16 protein-coding genes are annotated in these 16,111 nt (G+C 61.6%); 11 read left to right on the top strand and 5 right to left on the bottom strand.

The window, feature by feature from the left end; genetic code table 11:
* Positions 1-99: 99 nt before the first annotated feature.
* Both ribB and ribH read left to right on the top strand, forming a co-directional pair.
* Positions 100-1,347 carry a 3,4-dihydroxy-2-butanone-4-phosphate synthase gene (ribB, locus tag CCE89_RS13140; RefSeq protein WP_086438501.1) on the top strand — a complete coding sequence of 416 codons (1,248 nt, stop codon included), beginning with the start codon at positions 100-102 and terminating at the stop codon, positions 1,345-1,347.
* Positions 1,348-1,351: 4 nt separating this feature from the next.
* Positions 1,352-1,774 carry a 6,7-dimethyl-8-ribityllumazine synthase gene (ribH, locus tag CCE89_RS13135; RefSeq protein ID WP_086438500.1) on the top strand — a complete coding sequence of 141 codons (423 nt, stop codon included), beginning with the start codon at positions 1,352-1,354 and terminating at the stop codon, positions 1,772-1,774.
* On the opposite strand, the gene eno is transcribed toward ribH, so the two are convergent.
* Complete coding sequence (gene eno, locus CCE89_RS13130) at positions 1,771-3,060, bottom strand: phosphopyruvate hydratase (protein ID WP_086438499.1); 1,290 nt, start codon at positions 3,058-3,060, stop codon at positions 1,771-1,773. The two genes, ribH and eno, sit on opposite strands and share 4 nt — an antisense overlap.
* Positions 3,061-3,236: 176 nt before the next feature.
* On the opposite strand from eno, the gene CCE89_RS13125 reads away from it, so the two are divergent.
* From CCE89_RS13125 to CCE89_RS13100, 6 genes are all read left to right on the top strand, one after another.
* Positions 3,237-3,824, top strand: coding sequence for a hypothetical protein (locus CCE89_RS13125; protein ID WP_234990081.1), 588 nt, complete (start codon positions 3,237-3,239; stop codon positions 3,822-3,824).
* A gap of 24 nt (positions 3,825-3,848) precedes the next feature.
* Positions 3,849-4,274 carry a phage holin family protein gene (locus CCE89_RS13120; RefSeq protein ID WP_086438498.1) on the top strand — a complete coding sequence of 142 codons (426 nt, stop codon included), beginning with the start codon at positions 3,849-3,851 and terminating at the stop codon, positions 4,272-4,274.
* A complete protein-coding gene (locus CCE89_RS13115) occupies positions 4,274-4,591 on the top strand; it encodes a hypothetical protein (RefSeq protein ID WP_086438497.1) in 318 nt (105 codons plus the stop codon). The genes CCE89_RS13120 and CCE89_RS13115 overlap by 1 nt, the downstream gene beginning before the upstream one ends.
* Positions 4,592-4,640: 49 nt before the next feature.
* The gene (locus tag CCE89_RS13110; RefSeq protein ID WP_086438496.1) at positions 4,641-5,120 is read left to right on the top strand and encodes a hypothetical protein; all 480 of its coding nucleotides are present in this window, start codon (positions 4,641-4,643) and stop codon (positions 5,118-5,120) included.
* Positions 5,121-5,221: 101 nt separating this feature from the next.
* On the top strand, positions 5,222-5,452 hold the full coding sequence (locus tag CCE89_RS13105; RefSeq protein ID WP_086438495.1) for a DUF4170 domain-containing protein: 231 nt from the start codon (positions 5,222-5,224) through the stop codon (positions 5,450-5,452).
* A gap of 21 nt (positions 5,453-5,473) precedes the next feature.
* A complete protein-coding gene (locus CCE89_RS13100) occupies positions 5,474-5,962 on the top strand; it encodes a GNAT family N-acetyltransferase (protein ID WP_086438494.1) in 489 nt (162 codons plus the stop codon).
* Positions 5,963-5,979: 17 nt separating this feature from the next.
* Here the strand turns inward: CCE89_RS13100 and greA are convergent, their stop codons facing one another.
* The 4 genes from greA to carA all read right to left on the bottom strand — a co-directional run bounded on the left by greA (position 5,980) and on the right by carA (position 11,430).
* Positions 5,980-6,456 (bottom strand): transcription elongation factor GreA, encoded by a 477-nt coding sequence (gene greA, locus CCE89_RS13095; RefSeq protein WP_086438493.1) that lies wholly within the window; start codon positions 6,454-6,456, stop codon positions 5,980-5,982.
* A 122-nt stretch (positions 6,457-6,578) separates the two neighbouring features.
* Positions 6,579-9,902: a carbamoyl-phosphate synthase large subunit gene (carB, locus tag CCE89_RS13090; RefSeq protein ID WP_086438492.1), complete on the bottom strand. Its 3,324-nt coding sequence runs from the start codon at positions 9,900-9,902 to the stop codon at positions 6,579-6,581.
* Positions 9,902-10,183: a hypothetical protein gene (locus CCE89_RS15490; RefSeq protein WP_143256048.1), complete on the bottom strand. Its 282-nt coding sequence runs from the start codon at positions 10,181-10,183 to the stop codon at positions 9,902-9,904. Before CCE89_RS15490 ends, carB begins: the two co-directional genes overlap by 1 nt.
* Before the next feature lie 68 nt (positions 10,184-10,251).
* Positions 10,252-11,430 carry a glutamine-hydrolyzing carbamoyl-phosphate synthase small subunit gene (gene carA, locus CCE89_RS13085; RefSeq protein WP_086438491.1) on the bottom strand — a complete coding sequence of 393 codons (1,179 nt, stop codon included), beginning with the start codon at positions 11,428-11,430 and terminating at the stop codon, positions 10,252-10,254.
* Between the two features lie 187 nt (positions 11,431-11,617).
* Between carA and CCE89_RS13080 the strand changes: the two genes are divergently transcribed.
* The 3 genes from CCE89_RS13080 to rpoD all read left to right on the top strand — a co-directional run bounded on the left by CCE89_RS13080 (position 11,618) and on the right by rpoD (position 16,090).
* A complete protein-coding gene (locus CCE89_RS13080) occupies positions 11,618-12,070 on the top strand; it encodes a GatB/YqeY domain-containing protein (protein WP_086438490.1) in 453 nt (150 codons plus the stop codon).
* Between the two features lie 85 nt (positions 12,071-12,155).
* Entirely contained in the window at positions 12,156-14,042 is a 1,887-nt protein-coding gene (gene dnaG / locus CCE89_RS13075) for a DNA primase (RefSeq protein WP_086438489.1), read from the top strand.
* An 11-nt stretch (positions 14,043-14,053) separates the two neighbouring features.
* The gene (gene rpoD, locus CCE89_RS13070; protein WP_086438488.1) at positions 14,054-16,090 is read left to right on the top strand and encodes an RNA polymerase sigma factor RpoD; all 2,037 of its coding nucleotides are present in this window, start codon (positions 14,054-14,056) and stop codon (positions 16,088-16,090) included.
* The last annotated feature ends 21 nt before the right edge of the window (positions 16,091-16,111 follow it).

Genomic DNA, 16,111 nt, shown 5'->3' with positions numbered 1-16,111 from the left:
ATTTTAAGCGCTGCTGCTCCTCTCCCAGCGCGACCTAATCACATTACACTGACTTAATGCTCAGGTTGCAATCACATTCAGATGTGATAGTTGGGCCGCATGAGCACATTGATCATAGACAAGGTTCGCGACCTGGTATCCTCGGGCGAAATTACCCGGGCAGGTCTTGCCCGCGCTGCCGGGCTACATGCCAACACCCTGCGCGATTGCGGCGATGACGGTTGGAATCCCACCGCAGACACTCTCGCTAAACTCGAGAGGTTTCTGCTGCAGAATGATGAACGCCCCGTGCTCGTCGGGATCGAGGAGATCATCGACGAAGCGCGCAACGGCAAGATGTACATTCTCGTCGATGACGAGGACCGCGAGAACGAAGGCGACCTCATTATCCCTGCGCAGATGGCAACGCCCATGGCGGTCAATTTCATGGCAACGCATGGCCGCGGCCTGATCTGCCTTGCGCTCGACCGCAAGCGGGTCGACGCTCTCGGCCTCGAACCGATGAGCCGTAATCATACGGAGAGCATGCAAACCGCCTTCACCACCTCGATCGAGGCCAAGGAAGGCGTCACCACCGGCATTTCAGCCGCCGATCGCGCGCGCACGGTCTCTGTCGCGATCGACGCCACCAAAGGGCCGGACGACATCGTCACCCCGGGCCACGTCTTCCCGCTGACCGCCCGCGATGGCGGTGTGCTGGTACGCGCCGGTCACACGGAAGCAGCCGTCGATATTTCCCGTCTCGCGGGCCTCAACCCTTCGGGCGTGATCTGCGAGATCATGAACGAAGACGGCTCGATGGCGCGGCTCGACGACTTGGTGACCTTCGCGCGCAAGCACGATCTCAAGATCGGCACGATCCGCGACCTGATCGAATATCGCATGCGCAACGATCACCTCGTCGAGCGCATCGACGAGCGCAGCTTCGAATCCTCCTACGGCGGCCAGTGGCGGCTGTTGACCTATCGCAACAAGGTTGATGGCAGCGAAGCCTATGTCCTGCAGAAGGGCCACGTGGTGCCAGGTGAACCTACCCTCGCACGCGTGCACCCGATCTCGATCCTCGATGATGTGCTGGGGCAGGAGAGCCCGCGCAAGCGCATCCTGCAACGATCCATGAAGGCCATCGGCGAGCATGGATCGGGCGTTATCGTGATATTGCGCGGCCGCTCGGCAACGGGCGATTACAGCACGGAGGACGAGGTTCGCAATGTCGGCATCGGTTCACAGATCCTCGCCGATCTCAACGTCCACGACATGATCCTGCTCAGCAATTCGCAACCCAATGTCGTCGCGATCGAAGGCTATGGCCTCAACATCGTCGACCACCATCCCATTCCGGAGTGACCCCATGGCCCGTTTCCTGATCGTCGAAGCCCGTTTCTACGGGCATCTCAATGACATGCTGGTCGAGGGCGCGCGCGGTGCGCTCGAGGCAGCCGGTCACGAAGCAGAGGTGCTGACCGTTCCGGGCGCGCTGGAAATCCCCGGCGCTATCGCGCTCGCAGTCGAAGGAGGCGGCTATGACGGCTTCGTCGCCATCGGCGTCGTCATTCGCGGGGAAACCTATCATTTCGAAATCGTCGCGGGCGAGAGCGCGCGCGCGATCATGGCGCTGACGATGGACGGCATCGCCATCGGCAATGGCATCCTTACAGTAGAGAACGAAGAGCAGGCGCTGGTCCGCGCCGATCCGGCACAGAAGGACAAGGGCGGCGAGGCGGCAAAGGCCGCGCTCGCACTATACGATCTTCAGCGCAAGTTCCTGCCTTAGCTGGAAAGCGCGCCGAAGCAGCCACGACCGGCATATTTCGCGTTGTCGCCCAGCTCTTCCTCGATCCGGATGAGCTGGTTGTACTTGGCGAGCCGGTCTGAACGCGCCAACGAGCCAGTCTTGATCTGACCGCAATTGGTCGCGACCGCGAGGTCAGCGATCGTTGCGTCCTCGGTCTCGCCCGAACGGTGGCTCATTACCGAGGTGTAGCCAGCGCGGTGCGCCATATCGACCGCCGCGAGCGTTTCGGTGAGCGAGCCGATCTGGTTGACCTTTACCAAGAGAGAGTTCGCGAGCCCCTTCTCGATGCCCATCGCAAGGCGCTCGGGATTGGTCACGAACAGGTCGTCGCCGACAAGCTGGACCTTGCTACCGATCAGGTCGGTCAGGATTTTCCAGCCTTCGAAATCATCTTCACCCATGCCGTCCTCGATCGAACGGATAGGATAGTCGTTGCACAGATCGGCTAGGTATTGCGCCATCTCTGCGCTCGACAGCGAGGTGCCCTCGCCCGCCATGTCGTAGCGCCCCTCGGAAAAGAACTCGGTCGAGGCGCAATCGAGCGCCAGGGCCACCTCTTCACCGGGCTTGAAGCCCGCCTGCTCGATCGACTTCATGATGAAATCGAGCGCGTCGCGCGTGCTGGCGAGATCCGGCGCAAAACCGCCCTCGTCGCCGACCGCCGTCGCCAGCCCCTTGTCCGACAGACCCTTCTTGAGCGTGTGGAAGATTTCCGCACCCCAACGGACAGCTTCTGCGAGGCTGCCCGCGCCCACCGGCATGATCATGAACTCCTGGATGTCGATCGGGTTGTCCGCATGTTCGCCGCCATTGATGATGTTCATCATCGGAACCGGCAGGACGTGCGCCGAAACGCCGCCGACATAGGAATAGAGCGGCAGCCCGCGTGCATTCGCCGCCGCCTTGGCAATTGCGAGGCTGGTGCCGAGAATGGCGTTCGCGCCGATGCGTCCCTTGTTGGGCGTTCCGTCAAGAGCGATCATCGCCATGTCGACGTCGCGCTGATCTTCTGCATCATAGGTATCGACGAGCAGTTCGCGGATCTCGGTATTCACTGCGAGGACCGCGTTGAGCACGCCCTTCCCGAGATAGCGGCTCTTGTCGCCGTCGCGCAGCTCGACCGCTTCGTGCGCTCCCGTCGACGCGCCCGAGGGAACCGCCGCGCGTCCGAAGCTTCCGTCTTCCAGGAGGACATCGACTTCAACCGTCGGGTTGCCTCGGCTATCGAGAATCTCACGGCCATGAAGGTCGATAATCGCGGTCATTTCGGGTCGCTCCGATGGTCTGGGTGTTGTAAACGGATAACACACCCCCATATGGGATGTGCCGCGCGCTCTATTCCTCGGAACACTCGGGCGCAAGCCGCGTTGTGATTCCGAGGGCCGAAACCGCGTTTCGGTGAGAGATAACTTTACGACCTATGGCAAGAGGGAAACACATCATGTCCGACGCGACAACAACCAAGAAAACCGCAACCAAACCGAAGAAGTCGACCAGCAAGAAGGCGTCGTCCAAAAAGGTGCCGGCCGCGACCACCGAAACCGTCGATAACCGCGCCGAAGCCAAGAGCCGCTTCAACGCAGCGCTTGACGAAGCGAAGGCTGGTGCAGCAGCGCTACGAGCAGAGGCTGGCGAACGTGCTGGCGCCTATCGCGCCCAAGCCAAGACCAAGAGTGGTGATCTCATGACCGAAGCCAAGAATTACGGAAACGAAGCCAAGACCAAGGCGGGCGAACTCGCCGTCGAAGGCAAGACCAAGGTCAGTGACGGACTTTCGTCGCTGGGCAAGGTCGTGGGCGATACCGCAACCGACATCGATGGCCGCTTCGGCGAACAGTATGGCGATTATGCCCGCAAGGCATCGCGCAGCCTGCAGGAAGCCTCGGCCAAGCTCGACGCAAAGAGCGTTGACGAGATCGGTGAAGACGCCCGCGAGTTCGTTCGCAAGAGCCCTGGCACCGCCGTCGGTATCGCAGCCATTTTCGGCTTCGTTCTCGCACGTATGTTCTCGGGCAGCCGCCGCGGATAATTAAGAAAACCGCGGGGGAAATCCATGCGCGATGATGACCTGTCCCAAGTAGGGCAGGAACCGGGAGCAGATGAATCTGAAGCCTCGCTCGGCGATGAACCGAGCGAGGCCAGAGCGTCTTCACCTTCACTTTCTGATGAAATTGCGGCCTTCGTTGAAGACGGCAAGACCTACGCCGAGGCGGAGATTGCCTACCAGAAGGCGCGGCTCGCGTTTACCGCAGATCGCGGGAAATCAGCTGCGCTTTTCGGCATTTTTGCCTTGGGCTTTGTCCATCTGGCGCTGATCGCGCTCGTGGTGGGCGCAGTCATCGTGCTGACGCCCTATGTCACCGCCCTGGGCGCGACATTGATCGTCGCCGGTGTTCTGCTTCTTCTCGCCGTCATCATGCTGCTGCGCGTACAGAGCGCAACGCGTGAAATCGGCGAAGCTTTCGAGGAAGGCGACTGATGGCAGGCTCGAAACAGCAATTGCGCGAAGATCGGGCGATCCGGGATGCTGCGCGTGCCCTGGTCAAGGCCGACATGGCTCACCTGAAGCAGGACCTGTCGGGCAAAAGTCTCAAGGATCGGATGTTCGGTCCCGTTAGTGAGGGCGCGAAGGACGTGCTCGAGCGAGCAGGCGAAGCTGCCGACAACAACCGCGGTGTTCTGGCCGCGTTGGTCGGCGCGGTAGTCCTGTGGTTCGCGCGCAATCCCATCATGGAATTGTTCTCCGACGAAGATGAGGATGACGGTTCCGAGACCGAAAGCCTTTCGGAACAATAGCCTGTGACGCCGCATTGGTTGAGCAAGGCACAAATAATTGGAGATAACGATGACATCGGATGAGAAACGCGCCGAACTGCGCGAAAAGATCGAAGCAGGCGAGAAACGCAATGAGGAACGTGCATTGGCCGACCGCGCTCGCGATGCTGCAGAAAGCGCCACAGAGTTCGTAAAGGCGCATCCTATTGCGACCATTGGCGGCGCTATCGCCATCGGCCTCGCCATCGGTGCGATGACCAAGCCGGGCCGCCGCGTGGCACGCCGTGGCGGAGTGCTCGCCACCTTGTTCGCCGATGCCGCCCTCGCCTATGGGATGCATGCAATCGACCGCGCCGGAGACCTCGCTCGCGACGGTCAGGACAAGCTGGAGGATCTTGGCGAGAGCATGGCCGCTAGTGCTCGTAGCGCGCGCCGTGACACCGCGTATTTCGCGGACAAGGCCGCAGACCGGACCGGCGTCGCAGCACGATCGGCTTCGCGCAAGGCAGGCCGGACAGTACGTAACCTGCGCTCGCGCATTACCCACTGATCCTTAAACACACCGCTTTAAACGGCGCGATGGGCTTGCCTGTCGCGCCGTTTTGCGTATGTGCGCGGCGATACCTCCCCAAGGACAGGATTATTTCTCCAATGGAAGAAAAAGAAACAAAGCAGCAGCTCTATCTGGTGATGGGCGGCCGAGTGACCGATCCGCGTGAACTTGAGTTCCAGGATCCGGAAAGCCTGCACGTCGCCGGCGTCTATGGCGATTACGATCGCGCGGTCGAAGCATGGCGTGGAAACGCCCAGCGGACGGTCGACGATGCGGAAATGAAATATGTGATCGTGCATCTGCACAAGTTGCTCGATCCCGAAGCCTGACACGCACGATCGCGACAGCCGGTGGCCTATGCCATTCGCCAATATCGCGAGGGTGATGCCGGCGCACTGGCCGAAATCACCGGAGCTGCCATCCACGCCATAGGGCCGCGCGCCTACTCGCGCGCGCAAGTCATGGCGTGGGCGGCCCGGCATCCCGGTGCGGAAAGGTTCGTATCGAGCGCAACCAAGGGCGCGCTGATATTCATTGCCGTTGACGATAATGACCGCCCCGTTGCCTACGCCTTGCTCGAACCCGACGGGCATCTCGACATGCTTTATTGTCATCCCGACCATACCCGGCGCGGCTTGGCCGGGCAGCTTCTGGCCGAGGCAGACCTCAACGCGAGGCGGCAGGGCATTTCGAAGTTATATACCGAGGCCAGCGAACTCGCTCGACCCGCCTTTCAACGCGCTGGCTACCGAGTCTCGCACAGGCGCGACTTCACGATCGAGTACGCCGGTGGCAGCGTACCGATCCACAACTACGCCATGACGAAAACGCTCGACTGAGCGCCTTCGCTGCAGGGTCAGATGAACTCGATCTTGTCGACGAGGTAGAACTTGTCGCCGCTCGGCACGGTGACTTCGATCTCGTCGCCCACTTCCTTGCCGATCAGCGCGCGGCCGATGGGCGAGTTGTAGGAGATGCGGCCCTTACTGGCTTCCGCCTCGGTCTGGCCGACGATCTGGTACTTCACCGGCTTATCGTCCTCGTCGAGCAAGGTGACGGTCGCGCCGAACACGATCTTGTCGCCCGAAAGCGAAGCCGGATCGATGATTTGAGCGCGGCTTACGCGATCCTCGATTTCGGAGATCTGCGCCTCGACCTGGCCCTGACGTTCCTTCGCGGCGTGGTATTCCGCGTTTTCCGACAGGTCTCCATGCGCGCGCGCTTCCTCGATCGCGTCGACGATCTTCGGGCGTTCCGCGCGCAGTGCCTTGAGATCGGCCGTAAGCCGCTCGTAGCCTTCTGCCAGCATCGGAACCTTTTCCATCGTAGCCATCCTGTTCTTCCTTCAGCGCGCCCCGCCCTTTCGACCCGGAATTCGGGACATTTCGACACCAGCACCGCATCTGCCGAGCGGCACCGATTGGTCGAAATTTCGGGAGGGACGCTAAAACTCGTTCAGCTATAATAGTCCTGGAGCGAGCGGACTTCAAGCTGGCTTGCGTTTACCGCACGAATTGCGTTCGCCGCGGCAACGGAAGCGGCGGCCGTCGTGTAGTACGGCACCTTCTCCTCCAGTGCGGATGCGCGGATCGATTTCGAGTCGAGCAGGCTCTGCCAGCCCTCGGTCGTGTTGAAGATCAGGTCGACATCGCCATCGATGATCCGGTCGACGATATGCGGCTGCCCCTCCGCCACCTTGTTGACCCGTTCGACCGGCAGACCCTGTTCGGCAAGATGCGCCTGGGTCCCGCCCGTGGCGATCACCGAGAAGCCCTGCTCGATCAGCGTCTTCACTGCGGGCACGATATGGTCCTTGTCACTGTTCTTGACCGAAACGAACAGCGTTCCGCCGCTAGGGAGATTCATGCCCGCAGCGATCTGCGACTTGAGGAAAGCCGCTTCGAAACTGCGATCGATCCCCATGACTTCGCCGGTCGATTTCATCTCCGGGGTCAGGATCGGATCGCTGCCGGGGAAGCGGCTGAACGGGAACACCGCTTCCTTCACCGCCATATAGGGCAGATCGGTCTTGAACGGTTCGAAGTTCGACAGCGGCTCGCCCGCCATCACGCGGCTGGCGATCTTGGCGACCGGCTGCCCGATCGCCTTGGCGACAAAGGGCACCGTGCGGCTGGCACGCGGGTTCACTTCGATCAGATAGACTTCACCGTCCTTGACCGCGAATTGCACGTTCATCAGGCCGATGACGTTGAGCGCCCTCGCCAGCGCTTCGGCCTGCCGCTCCATCTCGCCCACGATATCGGCGGAGAGAGAGTATGGCGGCAGCGTGCAGGCGCTGTCGCCCGAGTGGACGCCCGCTTCCTCGATATGCTGCATGACGCCCGCGATGCGGACTTCGTGACCATCGCACACGACGTCGACATCGCATTCGATCGCATCGCGCAGATACTGGTCGACCAGCACGGGCGAATCGCCCGAGACGTTGACCGCCGTCTTGATGTAGTCATCGAGCTGCGCCTCGCTGTCGACGATCTCCATCGCGCGGCCACCCAGCACGTAGGACGGGCGCAGCAGCACCGGATAACCGATGCGCGCTGCCACGGCGGCGGCTTCGTCGCGGCTGTAGGCGATGCCGTTGTCGGGCTGCTTCAGCTTCAGCTTGTGGACCAGCTTGGCGAAGCGTTCGCGGTCTTCGGCAAGGTCGATCGCATCGGGCGAAGTGCCGAGGATGGGGATGCCAGCGTCCTCCAGAGCTTGCGCCAGTTTCAGCGGAGTCTGACCACCGAACTGGACGATCACGCCCACGAGCTCGCCCTTCGACTGTTCGACGCGCAGGATTTCCAGCACGTCTTCCGCCGTCAGTGGCTCGAAATAGAGCCGATCGGACGTGTCGTAATCGGTCGAGACGGTTTCCGGGTTGCAGTTGACCATGATGGTCTCGAAGCCTGCTTCGGCAAGTGCGAAACAGGCGTGGACGCAGCAATAGTCGAACTCGATGCCCTGCCCGATCCGGTTCGGACCGCCACCCAAGATCACGATCTTCTTCCGGTCGCTCGGGTCCGCCTCGTTCTCCGGCTCGCCAAAGGTCGGCGCTTCGTACGTCGAGTACATGTAGGGCGTGATCGCCTCGAACTCAGCGGCGCAGCTGTCGATCCGCTTGAACACCGGGCGCACGCCCAGCTTTTCGCGCAGCGCCCGCACCTCGTCCTCGCTGGTGGCACCGGCCATGACCTTCAGCGCATCGTGCAACAGGCCGGAACGGCGCGCCTGTGTCTCGGCCATACCGCCTGCGACACCGACCGAACGCACCGCGAGCGTCGCGAGGCGCTTGTCCGAAAAGCCCATGGCTTTGAGGCGGCGCAGCTCCGCCGCATCATTGGGCAGGCCATCGGCGCTGATCCGCTTTTCTGCAAGAATGATCGCCTCGATCTGGCGCAGGAACCACTTGTCGTAGGACGTCACCTGGTGGATGTCCTCCACGCTCATGCCCTCGCGGAATGCCTGCGCGACATTGAGCAGCCGGTCGGGCGTACGCTTCGACAGGGCAGCGGTGATAACCTCGCGGCTCACGCCTTCAAGCTCGGTCACGCGGTTGAAGCCGTCGAGCCCGGTTTCGAGCCCGCGCAGCGCCTTCTGCATCGATTCCTGGAAGTTGCGGCCGATCGCCATGACTTCGCCGACCGACTTCATCGCGGTGGCGAGTTCCGATTTCGCGCCCTTGAACTTCTCGAAGGCGAAGCGCGGGATCTTCGTCACCACGTAATCGATCGTCGGTTCGAAACTGGCCGGCGTCGCGCCGGTAATCTCGTTGGTGATCTCGTCCAGCGTGTAGCCGACCGCGAGTTTCGCCGCGACGCGCGCAATGGGGAAACCCGTCGCCTTCGACGCGAGCGCGGAGGAGCGCGAGACGCGCGGGTTCATCTCGATCACGATCAACCGGCCGTCATCCGGATTGACCGCGAACTGCACGTTCGATCCGCCCGTTTCGACACCGATCTCGCGCAGCACTTCGATGCTGGCGGTGCGCATGATCTGGTATTCCTTGTCGGTCAGCGTCAGTGCCGGGGCGACGGTGATCGAATCCCCAGTGTGCACGCCCATCGGATCGACGTTCTCGATCGAGCAGATGATGATGGCATTGTCGGCGCGATCGCGCACGACCTCCATCTCGTATTCCTTCCAGCCGAGCAGCGATTCCTCGATCAGCACTTCGGTGGTGGGCGATGCGTCGAGCCCTTCGCGCACGATCCGCTCGAACTCGGCCTTGTTGTAGGCAATGCCGCCACCCGTGCCGCCAAGCGTGAAGCTGGGGCGGATGATCGCGGGCAGGCCGGTGGTTTCGAGCACCGCGTGTGCCTGCTCCACGGTGTTCGCGATGCCGCTGCGCGCGCTTTCGAGGCCGATCTTGTCCATCGCCTCGCGGAAACGCTGGCGGTTTTCGGCCTTGTCGATCGCGTCGGCCTTGGCACCGATCATCTCGACGCCGAACTTCTCGAGCACGCCCATTTCGTCGAGCTTGAGCGCGCAGTTCAGCGCGGTCTGCCCGCCCATCGTCGGCAGCACCGCGTCGGGCCGTTCCTTCTCGATGATCTTGGCGACGATTTCGGGCGTGATCGGCTCGATATAGGTCGCATCGGCAAACTCGGGATCGGTCATGATCGTGGCCGGGTTCGAGTTCACCAGGATGACGCGATAGCCGTCTTCCTTCAGCGCCTTGATCGCCTGCGTGCCGGAGTAGTCGAACTCGCAGGCCTGCCCGATGATGATCGGACCGGCGCCAATGACGAGGATCGAGGAGATGTCAGTGCGTTTGGGCATTAAAAACTTTCCACCGGATCAGTGCCAGAAAAATCTGTTCCGCACTTTGTGCAGGCGGCTGGCAGGTTCCAAAGAATTTTCGAATTGAGTGGCGCCAATAATTGGTCCCGCTGATATTTCTGCTTCGCACTCCCGAATGCTCGATAGACAGGCCAAGAACATTTTCGGCATTGAAGATTAAATAGCCAAGCCGCAGGCATTGCGAACATCACAGCAAGCAGAGCAAGCCAGAATTTACCCAAAATCGCGGCCAGCAAAATGCAACCCATGGCCCCAAACATTATCCAACGCGCTTGAACTTGCCATCGTTTGGCAAATTTCAATCTCGGGATAGTGGTAGTCTCCAAGTTCACCCCAGCATCCCCACGAATTTCTCGAACAGGTAAAAACTGTCCTGAGGGCCAGGAGATGCCTCGGGGTGATATTGCACGCCGAACGCCTTCTTGCCGGCAATGCTGATCCCGCAGTTACTGCCATCGAAGAGCGAGACATGGGTCTGCTCGACGCCTGCCGGCAGAGTGTCCGCATCGACCGCGAAGCCGTGGTTCATGCTGGTGATCTCGACGAGGCCGGTGCTTTCGCCCCAACCCTCCCCGACACGCTGGACCGGATGGTTCGCGCCGCGGTGGCCCTGGTGCATCTTAGCCGTCTTCGCACCCGCCGCCAGCGCGAGCATCTGGTGGCCGAGGCAGATGCCGAACAACGGCACGTCACGTTCCAGCAGTTCCTTGATCACCGGAACCGCATAATCCCCCGTCGCCGCCGGATCCCCCGGACCGTTCGACAGGAACACGCCGTCGGGCTGTAGCGCCATGATCTCTTCGATCGAACTGCGCGCGGGCACCACGGTGACCTTCGCGCCCGCCTTCACGAGGTTGCGGAAGATATTGTCCTTCGCACCGTAATCGATCGCGACGACATGCGGCTTCACGGCGTTGCCTTCGCCATAGCCATGGCCGAGCTGCCAATGCGCGCCGCGCCAGTCCTCGTTTTCCTCACGGCTGACGCGCGGGACGAGGTCGAGCCCTTCCAGCCCGGAAAACTCGCGCGCCTGCTTGAGCAGAGCCACCATGTCGAACTTGCCCTGCGGATCATGCGCGATCACCGCATTGGGCGCACCGTTCAGCCGGATGCGGCGGGTCAGCGCGCGGGTGTCGACGCCCGAGAGGCCGACCTTGCCATGCTTCGCGCACCATTCGACGAACTCGTCACGCGCGCGGAAATTGGAGTGCGGGGTCACTTCCTCGCGCACGATGCAGCCGACGGCGCCGAGGCCGCGGCTTTCCACGTCTTCTTCGTTCGCGCCGACATTGCCGATATGCGGGAATGTGAAGGTGACGATCTGGCTGTCGTAGGAGGGATCGGTCATCACCTCCTGATAGCCCGTCATCGCGGTGTTGAAGCAGACCTCGCCCACTTCGCTGCCGACAGCGCCGAAGCCCTTGCCCCAGATAACGGTTCCGTCGGCCAGAACGAGGACTCCCGTCGCACCTTTGGGTTGCGCAGGAGTGGTGGCGGAAAGGGCCATGGGGCGCTCCGAGTAAGGGGTTTTCCAGCAATGTCGCTAAGTCTCAGCCGCTAGCCATCCAGCCATGCCGCGTCAACTGCGATACGCGCCAAAAACCGACTAATCGGGGCACAATTTCCATTTTTCGGAATAAGCCCTATCTGGCGGGGCAATCTACCCGTTCAAACGAATCTCAAGGGATCCACCAATGCTTCGCGACGATATCAAGACCGCCACCGTCACTTCGATGAAGGCAGGCGACAAGGAACGCACCGCTACGCTTCGCCTGATCGGGGCCAAGATCAAGGATCGCGATATCGAAGCGCGCACCGGCAAGGCCCCGGAGAATGACGACGAGCTCGTCACCGAAGTGCTGCAGAAGATGGCCAAGCAGCGCCGCGAATCGATCACCATGTACGAAGACGGCGGTCGTCAGGAACTGGCCGACCAGGAAAAGGCCGAGCTCGCGGTGATCGAGGAGTTCCTCCCGCAGATGATGGACGAGGCGCAGACCCGCGCCGCAATCGAGGAAGCCAAGGCGAGCACCGGGGCCGAATCGATCAGGGACATGGGGCGCGTGATGGCGGAGCTTAAGGCCAGGCACGGCGCTACGCTCGACATGGGCCTCGCCAGCGGACTGGTGAAATCCAGCTTCAGCTGAACCAGTCGGGGACAAGGTTGTGGAGTCAGGCTCTCCCGGCCCCCTCCCCCTCGACATGGCGCCCGCTCTAGGGCGATAAGGCAGTATGGCACTTTCCCCGCAATGGCTGGACGAATTGCGTGCACGTGTGACGCTTTCGAGTGTCATCATGCGCACGACCAAGCTCCAGCGTGCGGGGCGCGAGTGGAAAGCCTGCTGCCCCTTCCATGACGAGAAGACGCCGAGCTTCTACGTCAACGACCAGAAGGGCTTCTACCACTGCTTCGGCTGTCAGGCGCATGGCGATGTCATCCGCTGGATGACCGACCAGCGCGGCCTGCCCTTCATGGACGCGGTCAAGGAGCTGGCGAGCGAGGCGGGGATGGAAGTGCCCCGCCCCGACCCGCGCGAAGCCCAGCGTGCCGAAAAACGCGCCAGCCTCGTCGACGTGATGGAGGCGGCGCAGAAGCACTATGTCGCCAACCTCTATGGTGATGGTGGCGAGCGCGCGCGAGACTATTTGCGCTCACGTGGGTTCAGCCGCCGCATCGTCGAGGAGTTCGGCTTCGGCTATGCGCTCGACAGCAAGGTCGCGCTGAAGGGCGCGCTGTCCGAGTTTGAAGCGCCGATGCTGGTCGAGGGCGGGCTCCACATCGAAGTCGACGACAAGCCGCCCTACGACCGGTTTCGCGACCGGCTCATGCTGCCGATTCAGGATGCGCGCGGTCGCGTGATCGCGTTTGGTGGGCGTATCCTCGAAAGCCGGGACGGAGTGGCGAAGTACCTCAACTCGCCCGACACCCCGCTGTTCGACAAGGGCCGCACGCTCTACAATTTGCACCGCGCCGGACCGGCCAGTCGCAAGACCGACCGCATGGTGGTGGTCGAAGGTTACATGGACGTGATCGCGCTCGCCAATGCGGGTTTCGGCGATGCCGTTGCCCCGCTCGGTACCGCGCTCACGGAAACGCAGATCGAGATGCTGTGGCGCATGGTCGATGTGCCCGTGCTGTGTTTCGACGGTGACAATGCCGGGCTGCGCGCCGCCATGCGCGCCATTTCTCGTGCGCTTCCGATGCTGCGCCCGGGCAAGAGCCTGTCGATCGTGCGTCTGCCCACCGGGCTCGATCCCGACGATCTGATAAAGCAGCAAGGCGCAGGCGCGATGGAGAAGCTGCTGTCCGATCCCGCCAGCCTGCTCGATACGCTGTGGCGTTTCGAGCGCGATGCACAGCCGCTCAATACGCCGGAGGACAAGGCGGGCCTGAAGGCACGGCTGGTCGATCATGTCGAAACGATCGAGCATCCCGACATTCGCGCGCTCTACAAGCGCGAATTGCTCGAGCGCTTTTCTGCTTTTGCATTTCCGCCCCGCCCGCAGCGCGAATGGAAGCCGGACGGATTTTCCCAGCGCACGGCTGCTCCCAAGTCGCTGTCGAGCGACGCCGTCGCGCGACTGCGCAGCGCCATGTCGGGCGGTGCGCGCGATGCGCTGACCAGCGCAGTTTTTGCAGGGCTCGCCCGCTTCCCGCACGAAGTCGAGCGGCATACCGAAGCGCTCGGTCGCCTCGCTCAGCTCGACCCGAAAACCACAGAGATGGTCGAATCGCTTTTCGATTACGCGGAAACGCTTGATTCGCGCGCACAAGAAGCCATATCAGACGAACGAGGCCTTCCCGCCCCACCGGAACCTTATCGATACGCCTTCCTCAGAGAGGGCACAGACCCGGTAGATGCGCGCGAGGAACTGGCTGAAGCCGTATCTCTGCTGGTCGAAAGACCGGCACTAAAAGCCGCGCTTGCTGCTGCCGGAGCTCGTTTCGATGAAGATCCGGAAGAAGCTTTCGCCGAGCAGACGCGTCTGCGGGAACGGCTCAGCGTATTGGAAGAGCGGCTGAAGACATTCGGACGCAAGAAGGCCGCAAATGCGGCCGATTTGGACACTAATCTCGCACCGGTTGAAGAGCCGGTGACCGACCTGGAAACGGACTGAAACGGTTACAGATGGCAACCAAAGCGAAATCAAGCGACAAGGATGATGCTCCGCTGATCGACCTCAACGAGGCGCAGATCAAGAAGCTCATGACCAAGGCGAAGAAGAAGGGCTACATCACCTATGATGAGCTCAACGCCGCGCTTCCTTCGGGCGAGATGAGTCCCGACCAGATCGAGGATATCCAGACCGCTCTGTCGGAAATGGGCGTCCAGATCGTCGAGAACGACGAGGAAGCCGAAGCCGAGGCCGAGCAGGAAGCCGAAGTCGCGGAAATACAGGTCGGTGCCGACGGCAAGAAGACCGGCGCCAAGAAAGAAGCCAAGCCCGCTGCCGCCAAGAAGCCCGCCACCGGTGAACGTACCGATGACCCGGTTCGCATGTACCTGCGCGAAATGGGCGCGGTCGAGCTGCTCAGCCGCGAAGGTGAAATCGCGATCGCCAAGCGGATCGAGGCAGGCCGCGACATGATGATCATGGGCCTGTGCGAAAGCCCGATCACCTTCCACGCGATCATCCAGTGGTCGGAAGCGCTCAACAACGAAGACATGCAGCTGCGCGAGATCCTCGATCTCGACGCCATGCTTTCGAAGGAACCGCCGGCAGACAAGCTCGCGGAAGGTGCCGAAGACGATGACGACGACGGCGAAATTTCCGAAGAAACCGCAGGCCCTTCGATCCGCGACGACGACGAAGATGTCGACGACGAAGACGGCGATGAGGAAGACGAAGACGGCGAAGGCGGCAGCAAGAAAAGCGACGACGATGACGATGAGGACAACACCATGTCCCTCGCGCAGATGGAAGCCGCTCTGAAGCCCGACGCGATCGAGCGCTTTGCGCGCATCACCAAACTGTTCAAGACTTTCGAGAAGCTGCAGGCCGAGCGTGTCGAAACGCTCGCTGCCGGCAACGAATTCCCGAAGGCGAAGGAAAACAAGTACGAAAAGCTGGGCGAAGAGCTGACCAGCGAAGTGGAAAGCATGCAGTTCCACGCGACCAAGATCGAGTTTCTGGTCGACAATCTCTACGCCTTCAACCGCCGCCTGACCGCACTTGGCGGCCAGATGCTGCGTCTGGCGGAGCGCCACAAGGTCAAGCGGATCGATTTCCTCAATGCCTATGTCGGCAACGAACTCGATGATGCTTGGCTCAAGGAAAACGCCAAGAAGGACAAGAAGTGGGCTGCCTTCGCCGAGAAGGAAGCCGATGCGATCGACCGCATCCGTGCCGAGATTTCCGACATTGCCAGCCAGACCGGCATGTCGCTCGAAGAGTTCCGCCGCATCGTCAACATGGTGCAGAAGGGTGAGCGCGAAGCGCGTATCGCCAAGAAGGAAATGGTCGAGGCGAACCTGCGTCTCGTGATTTCCATTGCCAAGAAATACACCAACCGCGGCCTGCAGTTCCTCGACCTCATCCAGGAAGGCAACATCGGCCTGATGAAGGCGGTCGACAAGTTCGAATACCGCCGCGGCTACAAGTTCAGCACCTACGCCACCTGGTGGATCCGGCAAGCGATCACCCGCTCGATCGCCGACCAGGCGCGCACGATCCGTATCCCGGTCCACATGATCGAGACGATCAACAAGCTGGTCCGCACTTCGCGCCAGTTCCTCCACGAGGAAGGCCGTGAGCCGACGCCGGAAGAAATGGCCGCGCGTCTCTCGATGCCGCTCGAAAAGGTTCGCAAGGTGATGAAGATCGCCAAGGAGCCGATCAGCCTCGAAACGCCGATCGGTGACGAGGAAGATTCGCACCTCGGCGATTTCATCGAGGACAAGAACGCGGTGATCCCGGTCGATGCCGCGATCCAGGCGAACCTCAAGGAAACCGTCACCCGCGTGCTTGCCTCGCTCACGCCGCGTGAAGAACGCGTGCTGCGCATGCGTTTCGGCATCGGCATGAACACGGACCACACACTCGAGGAAGTCGGCCAGCAATTCTCGGTTACCCGCGAACGTATCCGTCAGATCGAGGCGAAGGCGCTGCGCAAGCTCAAGCACCCGAGCCGCAGCCGCAAGATGCGCAGCTTCCTGGATCAGTAAACAGGAAGCTGGCCTTGCCCG

The sequence above is a fragment of the Altererythrobacter xiamenensis genome, from assembly GCF_900177715.1.
Classification (GTDB): domain Bacteria; phylum Pseudomonadota; class Alphaproteobacteria; order Sphingomonadales; family Sphingomonadaceae; genus Erythrobacter; species Erythrobacter xiamenensis.
The sequence above is the reverse complement of the archived record's forward strand: the minus strand, read 5'-3'. Positions and strand labels throughout refer to the sequence as shown.

Bases quoted from the DNA above. Each gene is read 5' to 3' on its own strand.
- ribB (WP_086438501.1), top strand. From the start codon at position 100: ATGAGCACATTGATCATAGACAAGGTTCGCGACCTGGTATCCTCGGGC.
- ribH (WP_086438500.1), top strand. From the start codon at position 1,352: ATGGCCCGTTTCCTGATCGTCGAAGCCCGTTTCTACGGGCATCTCAAT.
- eno (WP_086438499.1), bottom strand. From the start codon at position 3,060: ATGACCGCGATTATCGACCTTCATGGCCGTGAGATTCTCGATAGCCGA.
- CCE89_RS13125 (WP_234990081.1), top strand. From the start codon at position 3,237: ATGTCCGACGCGACAACAACCAAGAAAACCGCAACCAAACCGAAGAAG.
- CCE89_RS13120 (WP_086438498.1), top strand. From the start codon at position 3,849: ATGCGCGATGATGACCTGTCCCAAGTAGGGCAGGAACCGGGAGCAGAT.
- CCE89_RS13115 (WP_086438497.1), top strand. From the start codon at position 4,274: ATGGCAGGCTCGAAACAGCAATTGCGCGAAGATCGGGCGATCCGGGAT.
- CCE89_RS13110 (WP_086438496.1), top strand. From the start codon at position 4,641: ATGACATCGGATGAGAAACGCGCCGAACTGCGCGAAAAGATCGAAGCA.
- CCE89_RS13105 (WP_086438495.1), top strand. From the start codon at position 5,222: ATGGAAGAAAAAGAAACAAAGCAGCAGCTCTATCTGGTGATGGGCGGC.
- greA (WP_086438493.1), bottom strand. From the start codon at position 6,456: ATGGCTACGATGGAAAAGGTTCCGATGCTGGCAGAAGGCTACGAGCGG.
- carB (WP_086438492.1), bottom strand. From the start codon at position 9,902: ATGCCCAAACGCACTGACATCTCCTCGATCCTCGTCATTGGCGCCGGT.
- CCE89_RS15490 (WP_143256048.1), bottom strand. From the start codon at position 10,183: ATGTTTGGGGCCATGGGTTGCATTTTGCTGGCCGCGATTTTGGGTAAA.
- carA (WP_086438491.1), bottom strand. From the start codon at position 11,430: ATGGCCCTTTCCGCCACCACTCCTGCGCAACCCAAAGGTGCGACGGGA.
- CCE89_RS13080 (WP_086438490.1), top strand. From the start codon at position 11,618: ATGCTTCGCGACGATATCAAGACCGCCACCGTCACTTCGATGAAGGCA.
- dnaG (WP_086438489.1), top strand. From the start codon at position 12,156: ATGGCACTTTCCCCGCAATGGCTGGACGAATTGCGTGCACGTGTGACG.
- rpoD (WP_086438488.1), top strand. From the start codon at position 14,054: ATGGCAACCAAAGCGAAATCAAGCGACAAGGATGATGCTCCGCTGATC.